The organism is Streptomyces sp. NPDC026246, from assembly GCF_055567995.1.
This window is the reverse complement of the sequence record NZ_JBVHPJ010000007.1, coordinates 20,922-47,536: the sequence shown is the minus strand read 5'-3', so window position 1 is coordinate 47,536 and position 26,615 is coordinate 20,922. Positions and strand designations below refer to the sequence as shown.

The 26,615-nt window shown below is 73.9% G+C and carries 25 protein-coding genes; 7 read left to right on the top strand and 18 right to left on the bottom strand.

Features of this window, described 5'->3' with window-relative positions:
- Positions 1 to 278: 278 nt before the first annotated feature.
- From ACZ4M5_RS18715 to ACZ4M5_RS18705, 3 genes are read right to left on the bottom strand one after another with little or no spacing between them, the layout of a single operon-like run.
- Positions 279 to 1,319: a helix-turn-helix transcriptional regulator gene (locus ACZ4M5_RS18715; RefSeq protein WP_467738130.1), complete on the bottom strand. Its 1,041-nt coding sequence runs from the start codon at positions 1,317 to 1,319 to the stop codon at positions 279 to 281.
- A gap of 39 nt (positions 1,320 to 1,358) precedes the next feature.
- Entirely contained in the window at positions 1,359 to 2,645 is a 1,287-nt protein-coding gene (locus ACZ4M5_RS18710; protein ID WP_467738128.1) for an ABC transporter substrate-binding protein, read from the bottom strand.
- The gene (locus tag ACZ4M5_RS18705) at positions 2,620 to 3,177 is read right to left on the bottom strand and encodes an MTB12 C-terminal domain-containing protein (RefSeq protein WP_467738126.1); all 558 of its coding nucleotides are present in this window, start codon (positions 3,175 to 3,177) and stop codon (positions 2,620 to 2,622) included. Before ACZ4M5_RS18705 ends, ACZ4M5_RS18710 begins: the two co-directional genes overlap by 26 nt.
- Positions 3,178 to 3,340: 163 nt before the next feature.
- Between ACZ4M5_RS18705 and ACZ4M5_RS18700 the strand changes: the two genes are divergently transcribed.
- The 5 genes from ACZ4M5_RS18700 (at position 3,341) to ACZ4M5_RS18680 (ending at position 9,112) form a co-directional block, all read left to right on the top strand.
- On the top strand, positions 3,341 to 3,817 hold the full coding sequence (locus ACZ4M5_RS18700) for a hypothetical protein (protein WP_467738742.1): 477 nt from the start codon (positions 3,341 to 3,343) through the stop codon (positions 3,815 to 3,817).
- Positions 3,817 to 6,861 (top strand): ABC transporter permease subunit, encoded by a 3,045-nt coding sequence (locus ACZ4M5_RS18695; protein WP_467738124.1) that lies wholly within the window; start codon positions 3,817 to 3,819, stop codon positions 6,859 to 6,861. The genes ACZ4M5_RS18700 and ACZ4M5_RS18695 overlap by 1 nt, the downstream gene beginning before the upstream one ends.
- Positions 6,858 to 7,499, top strand: coding sequence for an ATP-binding cassette domain-containing protein (locus ACZ4M5_RS18690; RefSeq protein WP_467738122.1), 642 nt, complete (start codon positions 6,858 to 6,860; stop codon positions 7,497 to 7,499). Before ACZ4M5_RS18695 ends, ACZ4M5_RS18690 begins: the two co-directional genes overlap by 4 nt.
- A 351-nt stretch (positions 7,500 to 7,850) precedes the next feature.
- Positions 7,851 to 8,633 (top strand): hypothetical protein, encoded by a 783-nt coding sequence (locus ACZ4M5_RS18685; protein ID WP_467738120.1) that lies wholly within the window; start codon positions 7,851 to 7,853, stop codon positions 8,631 to 8,633.
- An 86-nt stretch (positions 8,634 to 8,719) separates the two neighbouring features.
- A complete protein-coding gene (locus ACZ4M5_RS18680; protein ID WP_467738118.1) occupies positions 8,720 to 9,112 on the top strand; it encodes a hypothetical protein in 393 nt (130 codons plus the stop codon).
- Positions 9,113 to 9,174: 62 nt separating this feature from the next.
- On the opposite strand, the gene der is transcribed toward ACZ4M5_RS18680, so the two are convergent.
- The 5 genes from der to aroH all read right to left on the bottom strand — a co-directional run bounded on the left by der (position 9,175) and on the right by aroH (position 13,647).
- Positions 9,175 to 10,668 carry a ribosome biogenesis GTPase Der gene (der, locus tag ACZ4M5_RS18675; RefSeq protein WP_467738116.1) on the bottom strand — a complete coding sequence of 498 codons (1,494 nt, stop codon included), beginning with the start codon at positions 10,666 to 10,668 and terminating at the stop codon, positions 9,175 to 9,177.
- A gap of 80 nt (positions 10,669 to 10,748) precedes the next feature.
- Positions 10,749 to 11,396 (bottom strand): lysophospholipid acyltransferase family protein, encoded by a 648-nt coding sequence (locus tag ACZ4M5_RS18670; RefSeq protein ID WP_467738114.1) that lies wholly within the window; start codon positions 11,394 to 11,396, stop codon positions 10,749 to 10,751.
- The gene (cmk, locus tag ACZ4M5_RS18665) at positions 11,393 to 12,076 is read right to left on the bottom strand and encodes a (d)CMP kinase (protein ID WP_467738112.1); all 684 of its coding nucleotides are present in this window, start codon (positions 12,074 to 12,076) and stop codon (positions 11,393 to 11,395) included. Before cmk ends, ACZ4M5_RS18670 begins: the two co-directional genes overlap by 4 nt.
- A 126-nt stretch (positions 12,077 to 12,202) precedes the next feature.
- A complete protein-coding gene (locus ACZ4M5_RS18660; protein ID WP_467738110.1) occupies positions 12,203 to 13,288 on the bottom strand; it encodes a prephenate dehydrogenase in 1,086 nt (361 codons plus the stop codon).
- Positions 13,285 to 13,647 carry a chorismate mutase gene (gene aroH / locus ACZ4M5_RS18655; protein WP_369198046.1) on the bottom strand — a complete coding sequence of 121 codons (363 nt, stop codon included), beginning with the start codon at positions 13,645 to 13,647 and terminating at the stop codon, positions 13,285 to 13,287. The genes ACZ4M5_RS18660 and aroH overlap by 4 nt, the downstream gene beginning before the upstream one ends.
- Positions 13,648 to 13,869: 222 nt before the next feature.
- Here aroH and ACZ4M5_RS18650 point away from each other — a divergent pair, with 222 nt between their 5' ends.
- The gene (locus ACZ4M5_RS18650; RefSeq protein WP_467738108.1) at positions 13,870 to 14,295 is read left to right on the top strand and encodes a Rieske (2Fe-2S) protein; all 426 of its coding nucleotides are present in this window, start codon (positions 13,870 to 13,872) and stop codon (positions 14,293 to 14,295) included.
- A 23-nt stretch (positions 14,296 to 14,318) separates the two neighbouring features.
- Positions 14,319 to 15,062, top strand: coding sequence for a nucleotidyltransferase domain-containing protein (locus tag ACZ4M5_RS18645; RefSeq protein ID WP_467738106.1), 744 nt, complete (start codon positions 14,319 to 14,321; stop codon positions 15,060 to 15,062).
- Here the strand turns inward: ACZ4M5_RS18645 and ACZ4M5_RS18640 are convergent.
- The 10 genes from ACZ4M5_RS18640 to ACZ4M5_RS18595 all read right to left on the bottom strand — a co-directional run bounded on the left by ACZ4M5_RS18640 (position 14,988) and on the right by ACZ4M5_RS18595 (position 26,349).
- Positions 14,988 to 15,746, bottom strand: coding sequence for a nucleotidyltransferase domain-containing protein (locus ACZ4M5_RS18640; RefSeq protein WP_467738104.1), 759 nt, complete (start codon positions 15,744 to 15,746; stop codon positions 14,988 to 14,990). The two genes, ACZ4M5_RS18645 and ACZ4M5_RS18640, sit on opposite strands and share 75 nt — an antisense overlap.
- 3 nt (positions 15,747 to 15,749) lie before the next feature.
- On the bottom strand, positions 15,750 to 16,769 hold the full coding sequence (locus ACZ4M5_RS18635; protein WP_467738102.1) for an ADP-ribosylglycohydrolase family protein: 1,020 nt from the start codon (positions 16,767 to 16,769) through the stop codon (positions 15,750 to 15,752).
- Complete coding sequence (locus ACZ4M5_RS18630) at positions 16,766 to 17,485, bottom strand: NUDIX hydrolase (protein ID WP_467738100.1); 720 nt, start codon at positions 17,483 to 17,485, stop codon at positions 16,766 to 16,768. The genes ACZ4M5_RS18635 and ACZ4M5_RS18630 overlap by 4 nt, the downstream gene beginning before the upstream one ends.
- Before the next feature lie 61 nt (positions 17,486 to 17,546).
- The gene (locus tag ACZ4M5_RS18625) at positions 17,547 to 18,668 is read right to left on the bottom strand and encodes a pseudouridine synthase (RefSeq protein WP_467738098.1); all 1,122 of its coding nucleotides are present in this window, start codon (positions 18,666 to 18,668) and stop codon (positions 17,547 to 17,549) included.
- Positions 18,668 to 19,354 (bottom strand): SMC-Scp complex subunit ScpB, encoded by a 687-nt coding sequence (gene scpB, locus ACZ4M5_RS18620; protein ID WP_467738096.1) that lies wholly within the window; start codon positions 19,352 to 19,354, stop codon positions 18,668 to 18,670. Before scpB ends, ACZ4M5_RS18625 begins: the two co-directional genes overlap by 1 nt.
- Positions 19,351 to 20,388 carry a segregation and condensation protein A gene (locus ACZ4M5_RS18615; RefSeq protein WP_467738094.1) on the bottom strand — a complete coding sequence of 346 codons (1,038 nt, stop codon included), beginning with the start codon at positions 20,386 to 20,388 and terminating at the stop codon, positions 19,351 to 19,353. The genes scpB and ACZ4M5_RS18615 overlap by 4 nt, the downstream gene beginning before the upstream one ends.
- Before the next feature lie 567 nt (positions 20,389 to 20,955).
- Positions 20,956 to 21,498, bottom strand: a complete 543-nt coding sequence (locus ACZ4M5_RS18610; RefSeq protein WP_467738740.1) for a hypothetical protein — start codon at positions 21,496 to 21,498, stop codon at positions 20,956 to 20,958.
- Positions 21,495 to 22,622: a ParA family protein gene (locus tag ACZ4M5_RS18605; RefSeq protein ID WP_063888884.1), complete on the bottom strand. Its 1,128-nt coding sequence runs from the start codon at positions 22,620 to 22,622 to the stop codon at positions 21,495 to 21,497. The genes ACZ4M5_RS18610 and ACZ4M5_RS18605 overlap by 4 nt, the downstream gene beginning before the upstream one ends.
- A 425-nt stretch (positions 22,623 to 23,047) precedes the next feature.
- Positions 23,048 to 24,172 carry an alanine dehydrogenase gene (gene ald / locus ACZ4M5_RS18600; protein ID WP_467738092.1) on the bottom strand — a complete coding sequence of 375 codons (1,125 nt, stop codon included), beginning with the start codon at positions 24,170 to 24,172 and terminating at the stop codon, positions 23,048 to 23,050.
- 137 nt (positions 24,173 to 24,309) lie between these two features.
- Positions 24,310 to 26,349, bottom strand: a complete 2,040-nt coding sequence (locus ACZ4M5_RS18595; protein ID WP_467738090.1) for a tetratricopeptide repeat protein — start codon at positions 26,347 to 26,349, stop codon at positions 24,310 to 24,312.
- Positions 26,350 to 26,615: the final 266 nt, after the last annotated feature.

Here is a 26,615-nt window from a genome sequence, read left to right as displayed (position 1 = left end):
AGATCACGACAGGTGTTCGGGGCACCACCCGTCACACGCACGAGCGGTTCGCGGCCCCTTGGGCAGGCATTCGGGCGTAATTCCCCGCTCCCCTGTCCGCCACCGGAAAGGCCCGCCGTAAAGCGAATGCGTGAGGTGCTCCAGGCCTTTTCGCATTCCGCCGCCGGAGCGGCCGGGCGGGGCGGCGCACCGGCGGAAATACCGGGCCGGGGAAGCGCCGCGTGCGGTACGCGCCGCCGGGGCCGCGCGGTGACGCGGGAACGAGGTGAGCCGGGACTTCACGACGCCGGGCCGGATCCGCTCGGGGCCGTCGGGGTCCGGTCGGCGCCCTCCGCGGTGCGCGGCGGTGACTGCGCGGCCCGGGCCAGAGCCCCGTCGAGCCGGTCGCGCGTCCTCCTGATCGCGTCCACCAGCCCGGCCGGCTCCAGCACCTCGAAGTCGAAGCCCAGCATGACGACGTGGATGACCATCACGTCGAGGCTGCCGGCACCGCAGCGCAGCAGGCAGGTGTCCGGCCCTTCGGCCTCCAGCACCCCCGCGGAGGGCGAGATGTGCTCCCGGGCCTCGGCCAGGGGCGCGAAGAGCCGCACGACGCCGTGGGTGGCGTAGGCGCGCGTGGACACGCCCTGCGAGACGTAGGCCGCCAGGTCCTCGGCGGGCGGGTCACGGGGGACGAAGCGCGGGCCGTGCGGCGGTGTCGGCGTGATGCGGTCGACGCGGAAGGTGCGCCAGTCCTCCCGGTCGAGGTCCCAGGCGACGAGGTACCAGCGGCGCTCGGTGCACACCAGGCGGTGCGGTTCGGCGCGGCGGCGGGACGGCGTGCCGTCGTGGCCCTCGTAGGCGAAGCGCAGCGTCTCGGCGTCCCGGCACAGGTGGGCCAGTTCGGTGAGCACGGCCGGGTCCACCGAGGAGGGCAGCGAGCCGCGCAGCATCGGCACCGTGAAGGAGTTGAGGGCGCTCACGCGGCGGCGCAGCCGGTTCGGCAGCACCTGCTCCAGTTTGGCGAGGGCGCGTACCGAGGTCTCGCCGATGCCGTCGATGCCCTGCCCGGCGGCGGTGCGCAGCCCGACGGCCACCGCGACCGCCTCGTCGTCGTCCAGGAGCAGCGGGGGCAGTTCGGCGCCCGCGCCCAGCCGGTAGCCGCCGCCGGTGCCCGGGCTGGCGTTGACCGGGTAGCCCAGTTCGCGCAGCCGGTCCACGTCCCTGCGCAGGGTGCGGGCGCTGACGCCGAGCCGGCCGGCCAGTTCGGCGCCGGGCCACTCGCGGTGGGCCTGGAGCAGGGACAGCAGTCGCAGCAGGCGGGCCGAGGTCTCCAGCATGGGGACGAGTCTGCCAGCCCTCGCGGACAACGGCTGTCCTCAAGGGCTGTAGGCCAGTTGGGGGACGTCGAAGCAGGTGCGGTTCATGTCGCCCTGGCTCACCCAGCCCCTGCCGTCCTGCCAGCGGGCCACGGACAGGCAGGTGTGCCGGGTCCTCGGGGGTTCCGCGTCGTGGGCGAACTCGACGGGCAGCAGCAGTCCCCCGGCGGTGTAGCCCCGGCTGCGGTCCATGAAGCGGTCGACGCACGCGCGCGTGACGCCCTCCTTCGTGCAGGACCGGGCGGCGTCGGTGAACCAGCGCGCGGCCGCCCACCCCTCCAGCTGCCACTGGGAGTGCGTCTTCAGGGCGCGGGTGGCCGCACGGAACTCCCGGACGGCCGGGTGGCCCGTGTCCTCGAAGTTGCGGCTGGCGCCGGTCGCCCAGAGGGCGTTGCGGCAGTGCGGGGCGTCCTCGTGGTCGCCGGCGACGGTGGAGGTCCAGTTCTGCACGTTGGTCACCTTCGCGGTGAGCCGGACGCCCTCCTCGTCCAGGGCACGGCACAACCGGGCGTTGCCGTGCCCGTCGAGGGCGTCGAAGACCAGGTCGGCTCCCTGTTCCTTCAGGTCGGCCGCGACGGCGCGGAAGTTGGGCAGGGCGAAGTCGACCTGCTCGGTGACGACCCGGTAGCCCTCGGCGCGCAGGCCGCGTTCGACGAGCCGGGCGTAGGCGGCCGAGGCGGACTGGTTGTAGGAGACGACGGCGGCGGTGCGGGCGCCGTGCTCGCGCCGGAAGTAGCGGTAGACCTCGGTGCCGCCGTACAGCCTGCCGTCCCAGCCGGTGGTGCCCTCGCGGGGGGCGAGGCTGCCGTAGATGCCGTAGAGGTGGGGGTAGGTGTCGTAGGCGGCGCCGATGGGCTGGCCGCCGATGTCGGGCACCCGCGCGGCGGAGACACGGGAGGCGCCCGCGTAGTCCAGGGCGGTGGTCGCGACGAGGGCGACGACCCGGTCCTCGTCGACGAGCCGGTGCACGCACGCGTTGTTGCCGACGCCGCTGCCGCCGTCGTCGCAGGCGCGCACCTCGACGCGCCGTCCGTCGATGCCGCCGCGGGCGTTGAGCCGCTCGAACCAGGCCCGCGCGCCGTCCCGCGGGCCGGTGAAGGCGTTGCCGCCGACCGGGCTGGTGGCGCTGGTGATGATGCCGACCCGCAGGGGCGCCGCCTCCCGGGGCGCCGGGCTGCGCCCCTCGTGCTCGAAGTCGCTCTCCGGGAGCCGGCTGCCGCAGGCCGCGCTCGACGCGAGCAGCAGCACCGCGGCGAGCGTCTCAGCAACCCGGAACCGGCGACGCATTGCCGCTCAGTTGCACCAGCGCGCAGAGGGTCTTGGCCGACACCTTCCAGGTGCCGTCCTGTTCGACGGCGCTCCCGGAGGCGTCCGGAAGGACGGTGGCGCCCTTCAGGGTGAGGGTGTAGGTGACGTCCGCCCCGGTCGCCGAGGTGAACGCGACCTTGTCGACCTGCGCCTGGACCTGCCCGCCGCGCTCGTCACCGCTGAAGGATTCGAGGACCGGGCCCAGCCGGTCGCCGTTCTCCAGGACGGCCTGCTTGTCCTCGGTCGAGGTCCCGGGGTCGAAGAACTTCTGCCAGTTCTGCCTGATCTCCGCCTCGGCCGCGGCGCGGTCGGCGGGGGCGCTGGCCGGAGCGCTCGTGGTGCGCTCGGTGGTCGGCGTGGGCGGGGTGCTCCCGCCGCCGCTGTCGTCGCTGCAGGCCGCCAGCGCCGGCACGAGGGCCAGGACCACGGCGGCGGCCATCGCCGTGCCGCGTCCCGCGGTACGCGGACTCCCCGTCGCGTTCCCCCTCCTGAGGTCGCTGTCGAGCACCATCTGGCTCACCACCGGGTGTCGGTCCGGGCCGTGGGCGCCCGGTGCTTTCAGGGTCGGCTTCCACAGGGCATAGTGCAAGCGATCGGCGGGCGTGGGCAGGCGGCCGGACACGCGCACGGCCAGGGACGACGTGTGGGAGCCGGTGATCCAGGTGATCCAGGTGATGTGGACGAGCCGACTGCGGACCGTGCCTCCCCTGCGGTGGGCCGGCTGGGCGGCGCTCGCCGCCGGTGCCGTGCTGTGCGTGGCCGGCTGGTACGGCGTCTCCGGCGAGCGCTACGCCGAACGGCAGCTCCCCTACCTCGCCTCCTGCACGATCCCCGGTGCCGCGCTGATCGTCGCGGGGGCGGTGCTGCTGGCCCGCGGCAGGGAGGCGGTCGCCGCCGCGCGCGTGGAGGAGCTGTACGGCCTGCTCGTCGAACCCGGTCCCGGCGACGAGGACGCGCCGGGCCAGGGCGTCGCCGCGCCGCTCGCGATCAGCGGCCGGCTGCTCATGGTGCCGGGCGGCACGCTGTACCACCGGGCGGACTGCCCGCTGGTCGCCGGGAAGGCGGAGGCGGTCCCGGTGGACTCCAAGCCGGTGGCGAGCGGTGAGCTGGGGCCCTGCCCGATCTGCGAACCGGCCGGGGAAACCGACTGATGTCCTCGCTGACGTACGACCTCACCCTCGCGGGTCTGTCCGTGGGCGCCGCGGCGGCCCTGACCGGGATCGGCCTGATCGTGACCTACCGCGCGACCGGGGTGCTGAACTTCGCGCACGGGGCGATCGCGATGGTGTGCGCGTACGCGCTGCGGCAGTGCGTGGTCGAGTGGGGCTGGCCGCTGTGGCTCGGGGCGGTGGTGACGCTGCTGGTGCTGGCACCGGGGCTGGGGGTGGTGCTGGAGCGGTTCGTCTTCCGGCCGCTGTCGGTGCTCGGGTCGGACCCGGCGCAGACCCTGGTGGCGTCCCTCGGCGTGTTCGTGCTGCTGGTGGGCGGGGCGGCACTGCTGTGGGGGCAGGGGGCGCGGGACGACGCGCCGGTGCTCGTGCCGGACGAGCCGTGGGGGCAGCTGGCGGTGGTGCTGGTGCTGGCCGCCGGGGTCGCGGTGGTGGTCCGCCGGACGCGGTTCGGGCGGGAGCTGCGGGCCGTGGTCGACGACCGGCGGCTGGCGGTGCTGAGCGGCATCGACGCGGAGCGGGTCGCGGCGGCGGGCTGGGCGTTCGGCGCGTTCACGGCGGGGCTGACGGGCGTGCTGCTGGCGCCGTACGTGCGGCTGGACCCGTACGGGTTGCCGCTGCTGGTGATGGAGGTCGTGGCGGTCGCGGTGGCGGCGCGGATGCGCAGCACGGCCGTCGCCGTGGTGGTGGCCCTGGCCATCGGGGTCGCGCAGAGCCAGCTGACGCGGCTGCACCCGCCCGGCTGGGGCGAGCCGCTGCTGCAGGCGGCCGGCACGAACCTGTTCGTCGTCGCGCTGCTGGTCGCGGCGCTGGTCCTGCCGGGCGTCGGGACGGAGGGCGCGCTGCCGCGTCCGGCCACGGCCCGGGCGCCCGCGGCGCCGGGGGCCTGGATCGTGGCGCTGGTGCTGTTCCTGCTGCCGCTGGGCCTGGCGGGCCGGGACCTGCACACCTCGGTCCAGGTGCCGGCGCTCGCCGTGATCCTGCTGTCCCTGGTGGTGGTCACCGGCCGCGCCGGCCAGATCTCCCTGGGACAGGCGGCGTACGCGGGCCTCGGCGCCCTCTTCACGGCGCTGCTGGCGGCGGGCCGCTTCCCGGGCCTGCCCCGCCTGCCGGAACTGGCGGCCCTCGCCGTGGCGGTCGTGCTGGTGGCCCCGCTCGGCCTGCTGACGGGCGGGCCGGCGATCCGCCGCCGGGGCCTGGCCCTGGCGCTGGCGACGTTCGCCGTCGGCGTCGGCGTGAGCCGCTTCGTCTTCACCCAGCCGTACGCCACGGCGGGCCTCACGCTCGGCCGCCCGGCGGGCTTCGACGGGGACCGGGCCTACTACGCGCTGGAGCTGCTGGTCCTGGCCGGGGCACTGGCGGCGACGCACCTGCTGCGCCGGGGGCGGTCCGGCCGCGCGCTCGCGGCCCTGCGCGACCACGAGGCGGGGGCGCGGGCGGCGGGCGTCCGCGTGCCGTCGCTGAAGCTGCTGGCCTTCGTCGTGGGCGCCGCGCTGGCCGCGCTGGGCGGCGGGATGCTCGGCATGGGGCTGCGGGCCTTCGACGCCGCCGCGTACGACCCGGTGCGCGGTCTGCTCTGGTTCGCCGCGGTGGTGGTGCTGGGCGCCGACAGCACGCTGGGCGCGCTCGCCGCGGCGGCCCTCCTGGTCGGCCTGGACGCGGGGGCGCGCGGTGGTGTCGCGGCGGCGCTGATCGGTGTGCTCGCGATCCTGGTCGGCCGCTTCCCTGGCGGAGCGCCGGAGGTGCTGCGCACGGCCCGGGCCCGCCTCCGCCCGCGGCCGACGGCGGCGCTGACGTCGGCGGGCACCCGGGTGCGCGAGAAGCTGCGCGCCGCGGCGCCCGGCAGGTACGGGACCGGACCGGCGCCCCTGCCGGTGCCGCTGGGCGCGACGCCGACGGGTGCCGGGGGAACCGGAGCCGGCACTCAGAGCCGCACCGGCTCCCCGGCCCGCCCGGGCCGACGCACCCCGGCCACACCTGCCACGCCGGCCGCCACGGGCACCGCGGCCGCACCGTCCCGCCGCCCGCCGGCCGTGCCGGGCACCCCCGGCACGCCGGTCGTACCGCCGACGGCTGCCGCGCCCGCCGGACCGGCAGAACCCGGCACACCCACCCGCCTCGCCGCCCTCACCCGAGCCCTCCGCCCCGGCCGACGCCCCCGGCGCACCCAGGGCGTCACAGCCGCTCCGGCTCCGCGCACGCGGGACGCCCTCGACAGCCCCGCCGTGCCGGCCACGTCGGCGGCTTCGAGTGCCCCGGCCTCTTCCGCCGAGCCCGCCGGTCCCCTCACGTCGGCCACCCCGGTCTTCCACCCTGCGGCCCGTTCCGCCGCTCCCCTCCTCACCGCCCGGCGCCTCCACGCCCGCTACGGCGGGTTCACCGCCCTCGACGGGGTCGACCTGGATCTCTTCCCCGGGCGGATCACCGCGGTGGTGGGGCCGAACGGGGCCGGGAAGAGCACTCTGTTCCACTGTCTGGCCGGGACCGTGCGGCCCGTGCGCGGCACCGTGCGGTTCGACGGGCGCGACATCACCGCGCTGCCCGCCCAGGCCCGCACCCGGCTGGGTGTCGCCCGCACCTTCCAGCAACTGGCCGTCTTCCCCACGCTCACCGTGGCCGAGAACGTCCGGGTCGGTGCCGAACAGGGCCGGCCCGCCGGTCCGGGCGCCGTGGAGCGGCCCCTGCGCCTGCTCGGCCTGGACGGGCCCGTGCGCGCCCGGCCCGCCGCGGGACTGCCCACCGGCACGCTGCGCCGCGTCGAACTGGCCCGGGCCCTGGCCGGCAGCCCGCGCGTGCTGCTGCTCGACGAGCCCGCCGCCGGCCTCGACACCGCCGAAGTGACCGCGCTGGCCGGAGTCCTGAAGGCCCTGGCCGCCGACGGGACGGCCCTGCTGGTCGTCGAGCACGACCTGGACCTGGTCGCGGACCTCGCCGACGTCGTGCACGTGATGAACGCGGGGCGGATCGTCGCCTCGGGTCCGCCCGGGCGGGTCCTGGACGCCCCGGGGACGGGGGCCGGCACATGACCACGATCGCCCTGCGCCACGCGCGCGTGCGCTACGGCCCGCTGGAGGCCCTGCACGGCGTCACCCTCACCGCTCCCGGACCGGGCCTGACCGTGCTGCTGGGCCGCAACGGCTCCGGCCGCAGCACCGTCCTGCGCGCCCTGGCCGGCACCGTCGCCCTGTCGGGGGGCGCGGTCGTCTGGGACGGCGACGACGTCACAGGCGTCCCGGCGCATCAGCGGGCCCGGCGGGGACTCTGCATGGTGCCGGAGCGGCGGGCCGTGTTCGGCTCCCTGACCGTGCGGGAGAACCTCGACCTGACGTCCGCCCGCCACGGCCCGGCCCTGGACGCCTACCCGCAGCTGCGTCCCCTGCTGGAGCGGCGGGCCGGCACCCTCTCCGGCGGTGAGCAGCGGATGCTCGCCCTGTCCCGGGCCCTGCTGGCACGCGCGCGCGTGGTGCTGGTCGACGAGCCCGTCCAGGGCATGTCACCCCCGGTCGCGGCCCGGACGTACGAGCTGCTGAGCGGGCTGGACGCGTGTGTCGTGATCGCCGAGCAGCGGCTGCCGCCCGTCCTGCGCGGACGGCCCGCCGTCGTCTACGAGCTGCGGCGCGGCGCGGTCGTCTTCGCGGGTGAGGCGGGCGAACTCACCCGCTGACGGGCGGGCCGGCAGCCCACCCGGGCAGGCCGTCCGCGCCTACCTCGGGTAACGGCGACTTCCAGCCACCCATTTCATTCGCGGATTTCCTGATTTGTCGACCCAGACAGTAGCGAGTCCACGACCGTCCGTCGACGCCCAACGCCACCTGAGAGGCGTCGAGTTGACGGCAGGCGCATCGAGTGACCCCGAACGGGCTCCCGTGCGCTGGTTGGTTCGATTCCGTTCGCCCCGGGGCGTTACTCCCGCCACGGATCGCCCGTTGTCTTCTTCATGAGCCGGGGCCCACCCGGACCACGGGCCGGGAGCCACCCGGCCTCGCCACGCACCGCATCCCCGAGGGAGCCACCCGTGCCGCGCATGCTCGACGTCAGCGACGAGGTACGCGCCGAGATCGGCGACGAAGAAGCCGACCGCCTGCTCGCCGGAGAGACCGCCCCGGGCAGTTACGACTGCACGTCCTGCCGCACTCCGGGCGACTCCGAGCAGGAGCGCACCAGCACCGTCCTGTTCATCGGGGACGAGACCGCCGTCCTCGCCTTCGCCCACGCCGGCTGTCTGCCCTCCCAGGTCGTCCAGGTCACCGAGGAGCAGCTCCGGGGCGCGGTGAAGTCCATCACCGGCGACACCGTCGACCTGGAGCCCGACAAGATGGTGCCCGAGCAGGCGGTGCTCGGGGTGACCAGCGGGCTGGTCCTGATCGGCGGTGAGCTGCACCCGGCCCTGGTGGTGGAGCCGACCGCGCCCATCGCCCGGCCCGGCACGATCGGCGGCGGGGACGACTTCCTGCCGCTGCTCATCGAGCAGGGCTTCATGCCGCTGACGGAGCTGTCGGCGGTGCCGCCGGTGCTGCACGGCTGGTCCGTGCTGCTCGCGGTGGGCCAGCTGCACGCGGTGCTCCAGCCGGGGACCAACGGAGGCCAGCCCGTGGCCTGGTGGCAGGCGCACCAGCCGCTGCAGGTCACCGACGCCTGGCGTGCGGCCGCCAACAAGCACCAGCAGGTGCTGATGTTCGCCGCGCCCGTCGGCTCGATCGGCCGCCAGCCGCGCGAGGACCTGCTGCGCGACGCCCTGGACAAGGCGGCGGCCAACGGCAAGCTGGTCGCCGCGGCGCTGCCGCTGGCCGGCACCTGAGCGCCCCGTCACCCGCGCGGACCCCACCCCCGCGAAAGCCGTGAGCACGGCCGCATCCCTTGACCCACGAGGTCGTTTGGACATACGTGCACGCATACGACGTTCCCCGCCGCCAGTCCTACTCGCCGATCCCCTCCGCGCGATCGGCGCAGGACGTCCAGGGCGGCCCATCGGCCACGCCGATCTACGACGCGCTCTACGCCGAGTACGTCAAGTCCTTCCGCGCGCTGCCCGGTGACCGCAGCGGCGAGGAGAAGCTGGGCTTCACGGCCTTCGGGAACATCCCGCACAGTACGACCGGCTCGTACGGCAGCGGCTACAGCAGTTCGTACAGCGCGTACAGCGCGGGCGCCCAGAGCGCCCGGCACGCCGCCGGGCAGCAGCCGCAGTGGCAGCGCGTCGGGGCCGTCGGCCCGCACGGCACGCAGATGCACTACGTACCGGCCGCGCTCCCGCCGGGGCGGCGCGGGCACGGCTGAGCGCGCACGCAGCAGTGAGGGGCGGCTCCCATCCGGGGGCCGCCCCTCACTGCTGTACCGGGCTACTTCTTGCGGCCGCGCTTCTCGCGCACCCGCACCGAGATGTGGATCGGCGTGCCCTCGAAGCCGAACTCCTCACGCAGCCGGCGCTCGATGAAGCGGCGGTAGCCCGCCTCGATGAACCCGGAGGCGAACAGCACGAACCGCGGCGGCTTGGTCCCGGCCTGGGTGCCGAACAGGATGCGCGGCTGCTTGCCGCCCCGCACCGGGTGCGGGTGGGCGGCCACCAGCTCGCCCAGGAAGGCGTTCAGCCGGCCCGTCGGAACCCGGGTCTCCCAGCCGGCGAGGGCCGTCTCGATCGCCGGGACGAGCTTCTCCATGTGCCGGCCGGTGCGGGCCGAGACGTTCACCCGCGGCGCCCACGCCACCTGGCCGAGCTCGGTCTCGATCTCCCGCTCCAGGTAGTAGCGGCGCTCCTCGTCGAGGGTGTCCCACTTGTTGAACGCCATGACGACCGCGCGGCCCGCCTCGACGGCCATCGTGACGATCCGCTGGTCCTGCACGGAGATGGACTCGGTGGCGTCGATCAGGATGACCGCGACCTCGGCCTTCTCCACGGCGGCCGCGGTGCGCAGCGAGGCGTAGTAGTCGGCGCCCTGCTGGAGGTGGACCCGCTTGCGGATGCCCGCCGTGTCGACGAACTTCCAGGTCACGCCGCCGAGTTCGATCAGCTCGTCGACGGGGTCGCGGGTCGTGCCGGCCAGCTCGTTGACGACGACGCGCTCCTCGCCGGCCACCTTGTTGAGCAGGGAGGACTTGCCGACGTTGGGGCGGCCGATCAGGGCGATGCGGCGCGGGCCGCCGATGCCGCCGCCGGCGAACGTCTCGCGCGGCGCCTCCGGCAGGACCTCCAGGACCTGGTCGAGCATGTCGCCGGTGCCCCGGCCGTGCAGCGCGGAGACCGGGTACGGCTCCCCCAGGCCCAGCGACCACAGGTAGGACGCGTCGGCCTCGCCGCTCGGGCCGTCGACCTTGTTGGCGCACAGCACGACGGGCTTGCCGGCCTTGCGCAGCAGCCGCACGACGGCCTCGTCGGTGTCCGTGGCGCCGACCTTGGCGTCGACGACGAACACGACCGCGTCGGCGGCCTCGATCGCGTACTCGGCCTGGGCCGCGACGGAGGCGTCGATGCCGAGGACGTCCTGCTCCCAGCCGCCGGTGTCGACGACCTTGAAGCGGCGGCCCGCCCACTCGGCCTCGTAGGTCACGCGGTCGCGGGTGACGCCGGGCTTGTCCTCGACGACGGCCTCGCGACGCCCGATGATGCGGTTCACGAGGGTCGACTTGCCGACATTGGGGCGGCCGACGACGGCGAGCACGGGCAGCGGGCCGTGACCCGCCTCCTCCAGGGCGCCCTCGACGTCCTCGAGGTCGAAGCCCTCCTCCGCGGCGAGCTCCATGAACTCCGCGAACTCGGCGTCGCCGAGCGCCCCGTGCTCGTGCTCGTGCGCGCCCTCGTACGCGTCCGAGCCGTCGGGCTGGCTGTGGTCGTTCATGAAGTCCGTACCTCGTCGTTCATCGTGGTGGTCGGTGGAGCACCCGCGGTCGGTGCGGCTGATCCACTACTCAGTGTCGCCTAGCGCCCGGTCAGGCGCCTGGCGTTTTCCAGGTGGGCGGCCAGCTGCTTCTGGATGCGCCCGGTGGCCTCGTCCAGCGCCTTGCGCGTGCGGCGGCCACTGCCGTCGCCCGCCTCGAAGGGCTCGCCGAAGACGACGTCCACGCGCGAGCGCAGCGGAGGCAGCGCCTTTATCAACCGTCCCGGTCGCCCGGAACTTCCCAGCACGGCCACCGGCACGACCGGGGCCCCGCCGCGCACCGCGAAGTACGCCAGGCCCGCGCGCAGCGAGGCGAAGTCGCCCTCGCCCCGGGTGCCCTCCGGGAAGATGCCGAGCACGCCGCCGTCGTTCAGTACGCCGAGCGCCTGGGTGATGGCCGTGCGGTCGGGGGTGTCGCGGTCGACCTTGACCTGCCCGATGCCGAGCAGGAAGGGGTCGAGCGGGCCGACGAACGCCTCCTTCTTGATCAGGAAGTGCGTCGGCCGGGGTGCCACGCCCATGACCATCGGGCCGTCGATGTTGTGGGAGTGGTTGACCGCCAGGATCACCGGGCCCTGCGTGGGCACCCGCCAGGCGCCGAGCACGCGCGGTCTCCACAGCCCGTACATCAGGCCGACGCCGATGCGCCGCCCGACCTCCGCGCCGCGTGCCGAGGGCAGCTCGGTCACTTCCCGGCCCGCTTCTCCTCGACCAGGGTGACGACGCACTCGATGACCTGGTCGAGCGTGAGCTCGGTGGTGTCCACCTCGACGGCGTCGTCCGCCTTGGCGAGCGGCGAGGTCTTGCGGCTGGAGTCGGCGGCGTCCCGCTTGATCAGGGCCTCGCGGGTGGAGTTCACGTCGGCGCCCTTGAGCTCGCCGCTGCGGCGGGCGGCGCGCGCCTCCGCGGAGGCGGTGAGGAAGATCTTCAGGTCGGCGTCCGGCAGGACGGTGGTGCCGATGTCGCGGCCCTCGACGACGATGCCGCCGCCCTGCGCGGAGGCCGCGATCGAGCGCTGCAGCTCGGTGATCCGGGCCCGCACCTCGGGCACCGCGCTGACCGCGCTGACCTTGGAGGTGACCTCCTGGGTGCGGATCGGGGCGGCCACGTCGACGCCGTCCACCGTGATCGTCGGCCCCTTCGGGTCGGTGCCGGAGACGATCTCGGGCTTGCCGGCGGCGGCCGCGATCGCGCCGGGGTCCTCGACGTCGATGCCGTTGTTCACCATCCACCAGGTGATCGCCCGGTACTGGGCGCCGGTGTCCAGGTAGCTCAGTCCGAGCTGCGCCGCCACGGCCTTGGAGGTGCTCGACTTGCCCGTGCCCGACGGGCCGTCGATGGCGACAATCACTGGCGTGGCGCTTTCCACTGTGGGGACCTTCCTGAACCGGGCCTGAGGGGGTGAGGGCGCGACCGCCCCGCACAAGGTTACTGGGTACGAGTCACTCGTCCGGCCGCGCGTCCCGGGGCCCCGCGGACGCCGGCCGCACACCCCCTACTGCCGCAGGGCCCAGCCCCGCTCCCGCAGTGCGGCACTGAGCACGGGCACCGCCTTCGGCTCCACCATCAGCTGCACGAGACCGGCCTGCTGCCCCGTCGCGTGCTCGATCCGCACGTCCTCGATGTTGACGCCGGCCTGCCCCGCGTCGGCGAAGATCCGGGCCAGCTGTCCCGGCTGGTCGTCGATCAGCACGGCCACGACCTCGTAGGCCCGCGGGGCGGACCCGTGCTTGCCGGGCACGCGGACCTGCCCGGCGTTGCCCCGCCGCAGCACGTCCTCGATCCCGCCGGCGCCCGTTCGCCGTTTGTCCTCGTCGGAGGACTGCAGGGCGCGCAGGGCCCGCACGGTCTCCGCCAGGTCCGCCGCGACGTCCGTGAGCAGGTCGGCGACCGGCGCCGGGTTCGCGGAGAGGATGTCGATCCACATGCCGGGGTCGGAGGCCGCGATCCGCGTCACGTCCCGGATGCCCTGCCCGCACAGCCGCACCGCGGACTCCTCGGCGTGCTCCAGACGCGCGGCGACCAGGCTGGAGACCAGGTGCGGCATGTGGGAGACGAGGGCGACGGCACGGTCGTGGGCGTCGGCGTCCATCACGACCGGCACGGCCCTGCAGTGCGAGACCAGCTCCAGCGCGAGGTTCAGCACCTCGGTGTCGGTGTCCCGGGTCGGGGTCAGCACCCAGGGGCGGCCCTCGAAGAGGTCGCCGGTCGCGGCGAGCGGGCCGGACTTCTCCCGGCCCGACATGGGGTGGGTGCCGATGTACGCCGAGAGGTCGAGGCCGCGTGCCTCCAGCTCGCGGCGCGGCCCGCCCTTGACGCTGGCGACGTCGAGGTAGCCGCGCCCGGCACCCCGGCGCATGGCGTCGGTCAGCACGTCGGCCACGTGCGCGGGGGGCGCGGCGACGATCACCAGGTCGACGGGCCCGTCGGGGGCCTCGTCCGTGCCGGCGCCGAGCGCGGCCGCCGTACGGGCCTGCTCCGGATCGTGGTCGGCGAGGTGCACGGTGACGCCCCGCTGGGTCAGGGCGAGGGCGGCCGACGTGCCGATGAGGCCGGCTCCGATGACGAGTGCGGTCCTCACTGGGCGATGTCCTTGCGCAGGGCGGCCGCGGCGCCGAGGTAGACGTGGGCGATGCCGGAGCGGGGCCGGTCGGACTCGATGTGCGCGAGGACCCGGACGACCCGGGGCATGGCTCCCTCGATGTCCAGCTCCTGGGCGCAGATCAGCGGGACGTCGACGATGCCCAGCTTGCGGGCGGCGGCCGCCGGGAAGTCGCTGTGCAGGTCGGGCGTGGCCGTGAACCAGATGCTGATCAGGTCGTCGGCGCTGAGGTCGTTGCGTTCCAGGATGGCCGTGAGCAGGGCTCCGACCTGCTCGTCCATGTGCCCGGCCTCGTCCCGTTCGAGTTGGACGGCGCCCCGGACCGCTCGTACCGCCACGGCGATGCTCCTTGCTGACGTACGTGTCGCTCTTGTCCGGCCAGCCTAGTCAGCCCGTGCGGCCCGGGTGCGCGGCGCCCGCCCGGTGAGACGCCGGGACGGCCGCCCGTTGGGTATTTTCGTGACAGCAGACCGGAATGACCCTTTTCTCGACTTCCTTCCTTGGCTCCCCTTTCTTCTTGTTCTTCCGATTTTCGGTATACCGACACCCGGAGTGACGACATGACCCACGAGACCACGCGCCGCACGGTTCTACTGGCGACGGGGGCGACGGGCGCGGCGGTGTTCGCCGCGGCCTGCGGCGGGGGCGGGGACGGCTCCTCGTCGGCCGAGTCCCCCGCGGACGAGGGCACGCAGGCCGGCGGGCGGCTCGCCACCACCGGCGAGATCCCGGTCGGCGGGGGCAGGATCTTCAAGGACGAGAAGGTGGTGGTCACCCAGCCCGAGAAGGGCCGGTTCAAGGCCTTCTCGGCGATCTGCACCCACCGGCAGTGCCTGGTGGGCTCCGTCTCCGACGGCACGATCGACTGCCCCTGTCACGGCAGCCGCTTCCGTGTCTCCGACGGGTCCGTCGTCGACGGCCCGGCGACGCGGCCGCTGCCCGCGGAGCAGATCACGGTGGAGGGAAATTCGATCCGCCTCGCCTGATCGGTGCGCGTACGCTCCCGGGCATGCAGCCCGAGAGCCTGGTCCGCGACCACACGATCTACGCCTGCGTGATGGGATCGCGCGCCTTCGGGCTGGCGACGGACGGCAGCGACACCGACCGGCGCGGGGTGTTCGTGGCGCCCACTCCCCTGTTCTGGCGCTTCGCCAAGCCCCCGACCCATGTCGAGGGGCCCGCCGAGGAGCAGTTCAGCTGGGAGCTGGAGCGTTTCTGCGAGCTGGCGCTGCGCGCCAACCCGAACATCCTGGAGTGCCTGCACTCCCCGCTCGTGGAGTACGCCGACAACACCGGCCGCGAACTGCTCGCCCTGCGGGAGGCGTTCCTCTCACGCCAGGTCCACGAGACGTTCGCCCGGTACGCGCACGGCCAGCGCCGCAGGCTGGAGGCCGGTGTCCGCCGCCACGGCACGCCCCGCTGGAAGCACGCCATGCACCTGCTGCGCCTGCTTCTGACCGCCCGCGACCTGCTGCGCACGGGAACCCTCACGATCGACGTCGGCGAGCAGCGCGAGCCGCTGCTCGCCGTCAAGCGCGGTGAGCTGTCCTGGGACGAGGTCGGGGCGTGGATGTCGCGCCTGGAGGAGGAGGCCGCCCGGGAGGCGGAGCGCAGCCCGCTCCCGGCGGAGCCCGACCGGCGGCGCGTGGAGGACTTCCTCCTGCGCGTCCGCCGCGCCTCAGCCCTGCAGCCGGACCCGTACGACGAGGTCGTGCAGGGCGTCGTGGGCGGTGGGGGCCGGCGGCAGGACTGAGTCCTGCTGCGCGGCGTCCAGCACCTCGTGCAGCCGCTCGACGTCCTCCCGCACGCGCGCCCGGTCGACCTCGGCCGGGCCGTGTTCGCGCTCGGCCTTCGCCGCGATGAGGTTCGGCAGGCAGGCGGGCGCGTCGACCTCGCCGAGCAGCGTCGGCAGATGCGCCTGCAGTTCGCCGCTGCGCATCAGGTGGATGCCGGTGAGCAGGACGCGGAACGTGTAGAGCAGCGGCTTGAGTTCGCCGGTCCGGTCGAACAGCCGCCACTGGGTGTTCGCGAAGCCCCGGTAGTGGTGGGCGTGGTGGCTGGTGAGGACGCCGGGGGCGAGCGCCGCCAGTTCGCGGTGCGTTTCGGTGGTGTGCACGACGAGCGGGGAGAGCAGCTGCTCCAGCACGTAGCCGTTGCGGCGCAGCATCAGGCGGACGAACTTGCGCAGGTCGTGCGTGACGAGGTCCATCTCGATCCCGTCGCGGTCCCACATCCGCGAGCGGGTCTCCTCGGGCTCGCGCAGGCCGACCAGGTCGGCGGCGGGCAGCAGGTGCACGCCGCGCAGATCCACGTCCGAGTCGCGGGACGGGAAGCCGTAGAGGTGGGCTCCGGAGACGGTGGCGAACAGCACCGGGTCGGGCTGCTCGGCCACGACGGGGCCCAGGTCGACGTCCATGACGTCCAGGGTGCCGGTCATGGCTCACGCGTCCCAGAGGGCGCCGAGCGCGACGAGGTCGCCGCGGTACTCGATGCGGTCGGCCCACTCGGCCGGCCAGACCTCCGCGCCCAGGTACGCGCCGGCGAAGGCGCCGGCCAGGCAGGCGAGGGAGTCCGAGTCGCCGGCGGTGCAGGCGGCGCGGCGCAGGGCCGTCAGCGGCTCGTCGACGAAGAGCAGGAAGCACAGCAGCCCGGTCGCCAGGGCCTCCTCCGCGATCCAGCCCTCGCCGGTGGCCAGGCACGGGTCGGTCTCCGGCGAGACGGTGCGCACGGCGTGCTGGAGCCGGTCGAGGATCGCCAGGCACTCGTCCCAGCCCCGCGCGATGTACTGCTCCGGACCCGGGTCCCCGGCCCGCCGCCACAGGTCGCCGAGCCAGCGCTCGTGGTAGCGGCTGCGGTTCTCCAGGGCGTACGAGCGCAGGCGCCCGACCAGGCCGGTCGGTTCGGCGCCCCGGGCGAGCAGGTGGACCGCGTGCGCGGTGAGGTCGGAGGCGGCCAGGGCGGTGGGGTGCCCGTGGGTGAGGGCGGCCTGCAACTGCGCCGCCCCCGCGCGCTGTTCGTCGCTCAGGCCGGGGATCAGCCCCAGGGGCGCGACGCGCATGTTGGCGCCGCAGCCCTTGGAGTGGATCTGGCTGGCGTCCTGCCAGGGGAGGTCGGTGCGTTCGAGCAGGGCACAGGCCCGCAGGCAGGTGTTGCCGGGGGCGCGGTTGTTCTCCGGGGAGCGGTTCCAGGCGATGAACTCGCGGCGTACGGCCTCGGTCATGCTCCCGGGTTCGAGCACGCCCCGGTCCATGGCGGCCCGCAGGCCCCGCCCCAGCGCCAGCGTCATCTGCGTGTCGTCGGTGACGATCGCCGGCGTCGGCAGCTCCATCCGCCGCCAGGGGCCGCACTTGGCGAGGATCGCCGGTACGTCGTCGAACTCGGTCGGGAAGCCGAGCGCGTCCCCGAGGGCGAGCCCCGTCAGTGCGCCGGTGGCGGCTTGTTTGTGGACGAGGGTGGTCATGCGGGGCGTCCTTCCCGGGTCGGCCGCAGGAGAGGCGGGTGGAGTGCGGTGGCGGTGCCGGCGCGGTAGAGCGCGGCGGGCTTGCCCCGGCCGCCGGTGAGCCGGGCGGCACCGGGGACGGGTTCGACGAAGCCGGGGGTGGCGAGCACCTTGCGCCGGAAGTTGGGCCGGTCGAGTCCGGTGGCCCAGACGGCCTCGTAGACCTGCTGGAGCTCGCCGAGGGTGAACTCGGGCGGGCAGAAGGCGGTCGCGAGACAGGTGTACTCGAGCTTGGCGCCCACCCGCTCGTGCGCGTCGGCCAGGATGCGGTCGTGGTCGAAGGCGAGCGGCCCGGCCGTGCCGTACGGCACCCAGCGGGCCTGGGCGGCGTCGCTGCCGCCGTGCGCCTCGGGGGCGTCGGGCAGCAGCGCGGCGAACGCGACCGACACGACCCGCATGCGCGGGTCGCGGCCGGGTTCGCTATAGGTGCGCACCTGCTCCAGATGCAGCCCGGAGACGTCGGACAGGCCGGTCTCCTCGGCGAGTTCGCGCCGTGCGGCCGTCTCCGCGGACTCGTCCGGCTGCACGAACCCGCCGGGCAGCGCCCACCGCCCCGCGTACGGCTCCTGCCCGCGTTCGACGAGGAGTGCGTGGAGGACGCCGTCGCGCAGGGTGAACACGGCGAGATCGGCGGTGACGGCGAACGGTTCGTGGGCGTACTTGTCGTAGCCGTCCACGCTCCCACCCCCTTTTATAGTCAGGACGACTATAAAAGGGGGTGGGGGTGGCTCACAAGGCCTAGAGGTCGACTTCCTGCATCAGCATGCCGACCTCGGTGTTGGACAGCCGCCGCAGCCAGCCCGACTTCTGGTCGCCCAGGGTGATCGGCCCGAAGGCGACCCGCACCAGCTTGTCGACCGGGAAGCCGGCCTCCGCCAGCATCCGGCGCACGATGTGCTTGCGGCCCTCGTGCAGCGTCACCTCGACCAGGTAGTTCTTGCCGGTCTGCTCCACCACCCGGAAGTGGTCCGCGCGCGCGTAGCCGTCCTCCAGCTGGATGCCGTCCTTGAGCTTCTTGCCCAGGTCGCGCGGGATGGGGCCGACGATGTGCGCGAGGTAGGTCTTCTTCACGCCGTACTTCGGGTGGGTCAGCCGGTGCGCCAGCTCGCCGTGGTTGGTGAGCAGGATGACGCCCTCGGTCTCGGTGTCGAGCCGGCCCACGTGGAAGAGCCGGGTCTCGCGGTTGGTGACGTAGTCACCGAGGCACTGCCGGCCCTCGGGGTCCTCCATGGTGGACACGACCCCGGCGGGCTTGTTCAGCGAGAAGAACTGGTAGCGCTGCGTGGCGACGGTCAGGCCGTCGACCTTGATCTCGTCCTTCTCCGGGTCGACCCGCTTGCCCTGCTCCAGGACGATCTCGCCGTTGACCTCGACGCGGGCCTGCTCGATCAGCTCCTCGCAGGCACGCCGGGAGCCGAAGCCGGCCCGGGCGAGGACCTTCTGCAGCCGCTCGCCCTCCTGCTCGGCGCCGGGGAAGGTCTTGGGCAGCTTGACCTCCGGCTTGCCGGCGTAGCGGTCGCGGTTGCGCTCCTCCGTCCGCGCCTCGTACTCACGCGAGCGCGAGGGAGCCGTCCGGCCGCCGGAGCGCTGGCCCTGCTTGGGGCCGCCCTTGGCGCCGCCGCGGGCGGAGGGGCCGCGTCCCCACTTCGGGCCGTCCTGCGTCGCGCCGGGGCCCACGTCGTAGCGCCGCTCCTCCGGGCGCGGCTTCTTCGGACGGCCGCTGCCCTGCTTGTCGTCGCGGTTGTTGCCGGCGCCGCGGTGGTTGCCGCGGCCACCGCCACTCCCGCCGCGGCCGCCGCTGTTGCCACCACGGCTCCCGCCGTTGTTTCCGCTGCTGTTCCTGCCGCTGCTGCTTCGCATCAAAGTTCCGTCTGGTCGTCTTCGTCGTCGGTCCCCGGGCTCACCGGGCGGCCCGGCGCGTCGTCGTCGGGCGCGTCCGGGTCGAACGACGGTACGCCCTCCTGGGTCTCGGCCTCGATCGCCTCCGCCTCCGGGAGGAAGGGCGCGAGCTCCGGGAGCTCGTCCAGACCGCGCAGGCCCATCCGCTCCAGGAAGTAGTTCGTCGTCCTGTACAGGATCGCACCTGTTTCGGGTTCCGTGCCCGCCTCCTCTATCAGACCGCGCTGCAGCAGGGTGCGCATGACACCGTCGCAGTTCACTCCGCGCACGGCGGAGACCCGGCTGCGGCTGACCGGCTGGCGGTAGGCGACGACGGCGAGGGTCTCCAGTGCGGCCTGGGTCAGCCGGGCCTGCTGGCCGTCCAGCCCGAAGCGCTCGACGGCCGGGGCGTAGGCGGCCCGCGTGTAGAAGCGCCAGCCGCCCGCGACGTACCGCAGCTCGAAGCCGCGTCCCTGTGCACGGTACTCGTCGGCCAGCTCGCGCAGCGCGTCCGCGATCCGGCGCCTGGGCCGCTCCAGGATCTTCGCCAGGTGCTCCTCGGTCGCGGGTTCGTCGACGACCATGAGGACCGCCTCCAGGGCGGGCTTGAGGTCGAGGTCCGCGACGCCGCGGGTGCCGGCCGGCAGGCCGTTGGTCGGCTGGCTCACGTCTTCTCCTCCTCCTTCGGCGGCTCAGGCGGCCGGTCGAACTCGTCGGTGACGGCCGGCGCCTCGTCCCCGTCGCCGCCGGTCCACCGCACGAGCAGTTCGCCCAGCGCGGCCTCCTGCTCCAGGGCGACGGCCTTCTCGCGGTACAGCTCCAGCAGGGCCAGGAAGCGGGCCACGACCGTCAGCGTGTCGTCCGTGTCCTCGACGAGCACCCGGAAGCTGGCCTCGCCGAGGTCCCGCAGCCGCGCCACGACGACCTGCGCCTGCTCCTGCACGCTGACCAGGGGGGCGTGGATGTGGTCGACGTACACCTGCGGCTCGGGCCGCGGCTGCATCGCCTTGACGGCCAGCCTGGCGAACCCCTCCGCCCCGATGCTGATGACCACCTCGGGCAGCAGCTCGGCGTGCTGGGGCTCCAGCCCGACGGTGCGCGGGTAGCGCCGGGCCTCCTCGTCCAGCCGGCCGTTGAAGATGTCGGCGATCTGCTTGTACGCGCGGTACTGCAGCAGCCGCGCGAAGAGCAGGTCCCGGGCCTCCAGCAGGGCCAGGTCACCCTCGTCCTCCACCTCGGCGGCGGGCAGCAGCCGGGCCGCCTTCAGGTCGAGCAGCGTGGCCGCGACCACCAGGAACTCGGTCGTCTCGTCCAGGTCCCAGTCCGGCCCCAGCGCCCGGATGTGCGCCATGAACTCGTCGGTCACCTTGGACAGCGCGACCTCGGTGACGTCCAGCTTGTGCTTGGAGATCAGCTGGAGCAGCAGGTCGAAGGGCCCCTCGAAGTTCGCGAGCCGGACCTTGAAGACCTTGCCGTCGTCGTCGGCGGCGTCGCCCGGCTCGTTCTCGGGGTCGGGGGCCGCGGCGGGGGTGCCGGTCCCGGCGGTGAGCGCCGCGGTCCCCACCGGACCTTCGGGCGCGACGACGGCCCGGGCCGTCACGGCGGACGCCTCGGCGACGGAGCCCCCGGGTCCGGCCCCCGGACGGGAGACCTGCTCCGGCGCCGGTGGGCCGCCCCCGCGGCCCGCTCCGGCGAAGGGCACATGCCCGGCACCCCCGGAAGCGGCAGGCCCGGGTACAACGGCTTCGGAAGCCGCAGGCCCGGAAGCCGCAGGCCCGGAAGCGGCAGACCCGGGTGCGACGGTTTCGGGAGCGGCACCCTCGGAAGCGGCAGGCCCGGTTACAACGGCGTCGGAAGCCGCAGTCCCGGATGCCGCAGTCCCGAGTGCGACGGTTTCGGGAGCGGCAGGCGCGGAAGCCACCGTCCGGGGCGCGGCAGCCCCGGGCGCACGGCCCGGACCGGTCGCCGTGGCCGCCGCCTCAGGTCCGGCCGGGACTCGCGGCCCCGGAGAAGCGGGCGGCTCCCCGCCGTTCGTGTCCCGGGCGCCCGCATCCGCCTCGGCGGACGGGCCACCCGCGTCGGCGGCACGGGCCGGCTCCTGTGCCGTGTCCGGCTCGGCAGGGTCCGCGGGCGACGCCTCGGAGCAGGCCCCGTCCGGCGGCTCGGGCCGGGGAGCCCCCGGACCCCTCCCCAGCGCACGCCGTCGGCCGGCCGGGCCGCCGGGGGGTGGTGGGGAAGCGTTCGAGGTCATGACCTCCGCAGGCTACCGCTACCGCCCGCGCAGCCGTCGTACGAGGATGCTGGCGTCTCCCCGGGTCTCCAGGTCGGCGAGGACCACCGCGACCGCCTCGCGGACGATGCGCCCGCGGTCGACGGCCAGGCCGTGCTCGCCGCGGAGCACCAGGCGGGCGTGCTCCAGGTCCATGAGCTCCTCGGCCGACACGTACACGGTGATCTTCTCGTCGTGCCGCTCACGGCCGCTGGGCCGGCGAGCGGCGGCCCGTCCGCGCTTGCGCGGGGCCGCTGCGTCGGCGGCAGAACCTTCCTGCGCCGCCGGCCGGCGGCCGGAGCCGGACCGGCTGCGGGACTCCCCGGCCTCGGACCGGTCCGTGTCCGCCGCGGCGTGCTCCGCGCCCTCGCCGTCGCCGCCCTGCGCGGGCACCGACTGCGGGGCGTCCTCCGCGGCCGCGCCGCCCTCCCCCGCCGGAGCGGGCACCCGGGCGTCGCCGTTGGCCGGACGCCTGGGCGAGGACGGCTGCAGCCCCATCCCCCCTGTCGTACGGAAGAGTTCGTCGGCCCCCGGCAGACTCACTCGGCGTGACACCGGGCGAGCACCTCCCTGGCGAGCTGGCGATAGGCGGCGGCACCGACGGAGTTGGAGGCGTACGTGGTGATCGGCTCACCGGCGACCGTGGTCTCCGGGAACCGGACCGTGCGCCCGATGACCGTGTGGTAGACGTGGTCGTCGAACGCCTCGACGACCCGCGCGAGCACCTCACGGCTGTGCACCGTGCGCGAGTCGTACATCGTGGCGAGGATCCCGTCGAGCTCCAGGTCGGGGTTGAGCCGCTCCTGGACCTTCTCGATGGTCTCCGTCAGCAGGGCCACACCGCGCAGCGCGAAGAACTCGCACTCCAGCGGCACGATCACCTTGTGCGCGGCCGTCAGGGCGTTGACCGTGAGCAGGCCGAGCGAGGGCTGGCAGTCGATGACGATGAAGTCGTAGTCGTCCAGCAGCGGCTTCAGGGCGCGCTGCAGCGTCGACTCGCGGGCGACCTCGGAGACGAGCTGGACCTCGGCCGCCGACAGGTCGATGTTGCTGGGCAGCAGGTCCATGTTGGGGACCGCCGTCTTCAGCAGCACCTCGTCGGCCGCCATCCCCCGCTCCATGAGCAGGTTGTAGACGGTGAGGTCGAGCTCCATCGGATTGACGCCGAGTCCGACCGACAGCGCGCCCTGCGGGTCGAAGTCCACGAGCAGGACACGGCGTCCGTACTCCGCGAGCGCGGCACCCAGGTTGATGGTCGACGTGGTCTTGCCGACGCCGCCCTTCTGGTTGCACATCGCGATGATCTTCGCGGGTCCGTGGTCGGTCAGCGGGCCCGGGATCGGGAAGTACGGCAGCGGGCGTCCGGTCGGGCCGATGCGCTCCCGGCGCTGTCTGGCCGCGTCGGGCGCGAGAGTGGCCGCGTACTCGGGATCGGGCTCGTACTCCGCGTCGGGGTCGTAGAAGTGCCCCTCGGGCAGTTCGTCGTAGTCGGCGAAGTGGTTGTGGGGCGCGCCACTTCCGTCGCCGGCCATGGCGTTCACGTGATGGCCATCCATCTTCTGGTGTGCTGTGTGAGTCGCCTGCTGACTCTGGTGGGCTGCGAAGGTGCGCACAGCGACGGAGCCGACAGCCGCGAAGCCCGCGGGCTCCTGGTCCCGTGCAGGCATTCCTGGTTGACCACCCCCGGGAGTAAATGTCGACTCATTCACAAGTCGTCTTACCTCCTTGGTGACCAGGAAACTTCTAGACAGGTCAGCGTGGCACCATGCCGACGGTTGGCGACTCTATGGCGTGTCGGGCGTCCGCAGCAACACAATCCGCCGGACCCGGCCCGATGTGTCGGCAATGAAACATCCCGCTGTCAAGGGCGTACGGCCGTCGCACGGCAGGTTTCACCGGTGTGCGAATCGGTTGAAGGGTTACGTTCGAGGCGAGTTGCCCGAGAACCGCGAAGTGACCATACACACATCCGGCCGGACCTTGCGGGCAAGGTCCGGCCGGGTGCGCGGCGTTGACGACCTGTGTTGACGTATCGCCTTTGCCGTGGGGTGACTTAGCCGACTTGGCGGCTGCCGGGGTGTCGGTGCGCGGCTCAGCCGAGCAGCGAGGACAGCTCGACGTGCTCCACGCCGTGCGCCTCCGCGACCTCGCGGTAAACGACCTTGCCGTCATGCGTGTTGAGACCCTTGGCCAGCGCCGGGTCCCGGCGCAGCGCGTCCACCCAGCCGTGGTTGGCCAGTTCGACGATGTAGGGCAGCGTGGCGTTGGTCAGCGCGTAGGTGGAGGTGTTGGGCACCGCGCCGGGCATGTTGGCGACGCAGTAGAAGACCGACTCGTGGACCTTGAAGGCCGGTTCGGCGTGCGTGGTCGGACGGGAGTCCTCGAAGCAGCCGCCCTGGTCGATCGCGATGTCGACAAGAACACTTCCGGGCTTCATGCGCGAGACCAGCTCGTTGGTGACCAGCTTCGGGGCCTTGGCGCCGGGGATCAGCACCGCGCCGATGACGAGGTCGGCCTCTAGGCAGGCCTTCTCCAGCTCGAAGGCGTTGGAGACGACAGTCTGGATCTTCGTGCCGAAGATCTTGTCGGCCTCGCGGAGCTTGTTGACGTCCTTGTCGAGCAGGGTCACGTGGAAGCCCATGCCGATGGCGATCTGCGCGGCGTTCCAGCCGGAGACGCCACCGCCGATGACGACGGCACGGCCGGCCAGCACGCCGGGGACGCCGCCGGGCAGCACACCGCGGCCACCGTTGGCGCGCATCAGGTGGTAGGCGCCGACCTGCGGGGCCAGCCGGCCCGCGACCTCCGACATCGGCGCGAGCAGGGGCAGCGCGCGGTTCGGCAGCTCGACGGTCTCGTAGGCGATGGCCGTGGTGCCGGACTCCAGCAGGGCGTCGGTGCACTCCTTGGAGGCGGCCAGGTGCAGGTAGGTGAAGAGCGTCTGGTCCTTGCGGAGGCGGTGGTACTCCTCGGCGATGGGCTCCTTGACCTTCAGCAGCAGGTCGGCGGTGGCCCAGACCTCGTCGGCGGTGTCCAGGATCCGGCCACCGGCGGCGACGTACTCCTCGTTCGTGATCGAGGAGCCGACACCGGCGTCGCGCTCGATGACGACCTGGTGGCCGTGGCGCACCAGCTCGTGCACGCCGGCGGGGGTGATGGCCACCCGGAACTCGTTGTTCTTGACCTCGCGGGGGATGCCGACCTTCACGTCGATCACGGTCCTTGGCTCAGAGGGTATGGGGGGTATTTCTTAGACATACCCGGGCACGCACGGGCACACCGGGAGAGACCGCAGGGAACGTGCGGCAGAGCCAGTCTAATGAAGGCGTTCCACCTGTCTAGCCTTTCATTGCATCAATCTTCAGCTGATGCGGTACGGATTTCGCAGGCGTCAGGGTCATTTTGAAGGTTTGAGTCATCGAGAATCTGCTCTGCGGCGCTCCGGTGCAGCCCGGCCGAGGCCGGATCACCGAGGCGTTCGAGGGTGTCGGCGGCCCGCAGGTGCAGGGCCGCCTGAAGGGGCGGGTCCTCCGCCCGCCGCGCCCACTCCACGGCCTCCCGGCACGTGCGCAGCGCCTCCTCGGACCGGCCGGCGTACTCCTGGACCCGTGCCAGCTCGCTCAGCGCCCGCGCCTGGGCGCCCACATCGCCGCTCCTGCGGTGTCCGGCGACCGCGGCGCGCCAGTTGCGCAGGGCCTCGTCGTAACGGCCCGCGACGGCGTGGGCGGCGGCGATGCGCCCGTACAGCCGGGCGGCGTCGGCGTGCTCGCCCCGGGCGAGCCGCTCGACCAGGGCCCGGCCGAACCAGTCGGCGGCCCGGTCGACGTCCCCGAGCTCCAGGTGCGCAGCCCCTACGGATTCCATCGCGCGGCCGGTCGCGTACGGGTCGTTCACCTCGCGTCCGGCGTCCAGCGCCTCCCGGTAGCGCGTCAGGGCGTCCTCGGTACGGCCGCTCCGCGCGTCCAGGTCGCCGAGGTTCAGCAGGGCGGCGGCGCGCTCGCGCGGCAGGTTCCGCCGCTCGGCCACGTCGAGGACCAGGCTGTGGATCTCGTACAGGTCGGGCGCCGCGGCCCGGGTGCCGACGTGGGCCGCCGTGGCCCGCACCAGCTGGGACATCAGCCGCCGGGCCAGGGTGTCCAGGTCCCCGTCGGCCACCGCGAGCCGGGCCGCGGCCAGCAGGGCGGGGCGGGTCAGCCGCAGCCACTCCGCGGCCGCCCGGGGCGTGGGGAAGCGCAGGGTGCGCGGCATCTCCAGGAGCTTCTGGCGGGCCCGCGGGCTGTCGGTCTCGGTGATCGCCCGGCAGGCCTGGAGCAGCCGCACGGTCCGCTCCAGCATGCGGGCGCGGGCGAGCTGGAGCTCGGCGGGGCGTTCGTGGCGTGCGACGAGGACCCGCAGCTCGGGGTGGAGGCACGCGGGCACCTCGTACTGCGGCAGCGGACAGTCGACGGCGTGCAGGAAGCCCAGGGCGACGAAGTCGTCGAGGGCGCTGCGGGCGCTGTCGACCGAGCAGCCGGCCAGCGCGGAGGCGGTCTGCGGGTCGACCAGCCCGGCCGGGGCGAGGGCGAGCAGGCGCAGCATCCGGGCGGCGCTCGCGGGCAGCGCGGCGTGGGCGAGCCGGAACACCCTCGTCAGGGCGGTGCCCTCGCTGTCCTCGGCGCGCAGCTGCTTGGCCAGGTCGGAGACGGCCGCGTTGGGCCGGGCCGCCAGCCAGCCGCCCGCCAGCACCAGCGCCGCCGGCTGGCCCTGGCACTCCTCGGCGAGCCCCTCGGCGGCCCGGGGGTCGACGGTGACGCGGACCGAGCCGGTGTGCCGGGCCAGCAGTTCCACCCCCGACTTGGCGTCCAGACCGCCCAGGGTGCAGGGGCGGACGTCGGAGATGCCGGTCAGCGGGCCCGCGGAGACCGCGACGACCAGGCAGTCGGGGGTGTCGGGGAGCAGCGCGTCGACCTGTCCGGCGTCGGCCGCGTCGTCGAGCAGGAGAACCGCGCGGCGGTCGGCCAGGGCGGTGCGCAGGGCGTCGGTGAGGTCGTCCTCGCAGGCTCCGGCCGGGGCCGACTCGTCCAGGGCGGCGAGCAGGTCCCGGGCGGCGCGCTCCACGGGTACGGGGGTGCCGTCGGGGTCGGTCAGGCGGGCGCGCAGCACCCCGTCGGGGTAACGGTCCGCGACCTGCCGGACGAGTTCCGCGGCCAGCGCGGTGCGGCCGGAGCCGGGCCGGCCGGCGATGAGCAGCACCCGCGCGCGGGGCGCCTTGCGGCCGGCCAGGGTGTCCAGTCCGGCGCGCTCGATGTCGGCGCGCAGTTCCTTCAACTCCCGTGTGCGGCCCAGGAACTCGCGCTGCACGGCAGTGCTCCCGGCCGGACGCGCGTCGTCCGTCTTCACGACCTGATCCGTCACGGGCCACACTCCCGTCCCACCGCACACGCGAGCCCGCCGGGACTCCGGCTCGGGCGTGTTCCAGAGCCTAGTTCACGCTCTGCAACGCCCCCGGAGCAGCACGACGGGCACGACGGACACGTCCCCCGATCGGATCAGCAGATGGTACGACCGACCCCCGTCACTCGGGGGCGCGGGGAACTGCGCAACCACCCACGACAGCGCCGCACACACCGAACGAGCGCACCCACTCAGGGGCGCGGGGAACTGCGCGACAAGCCCCGGCG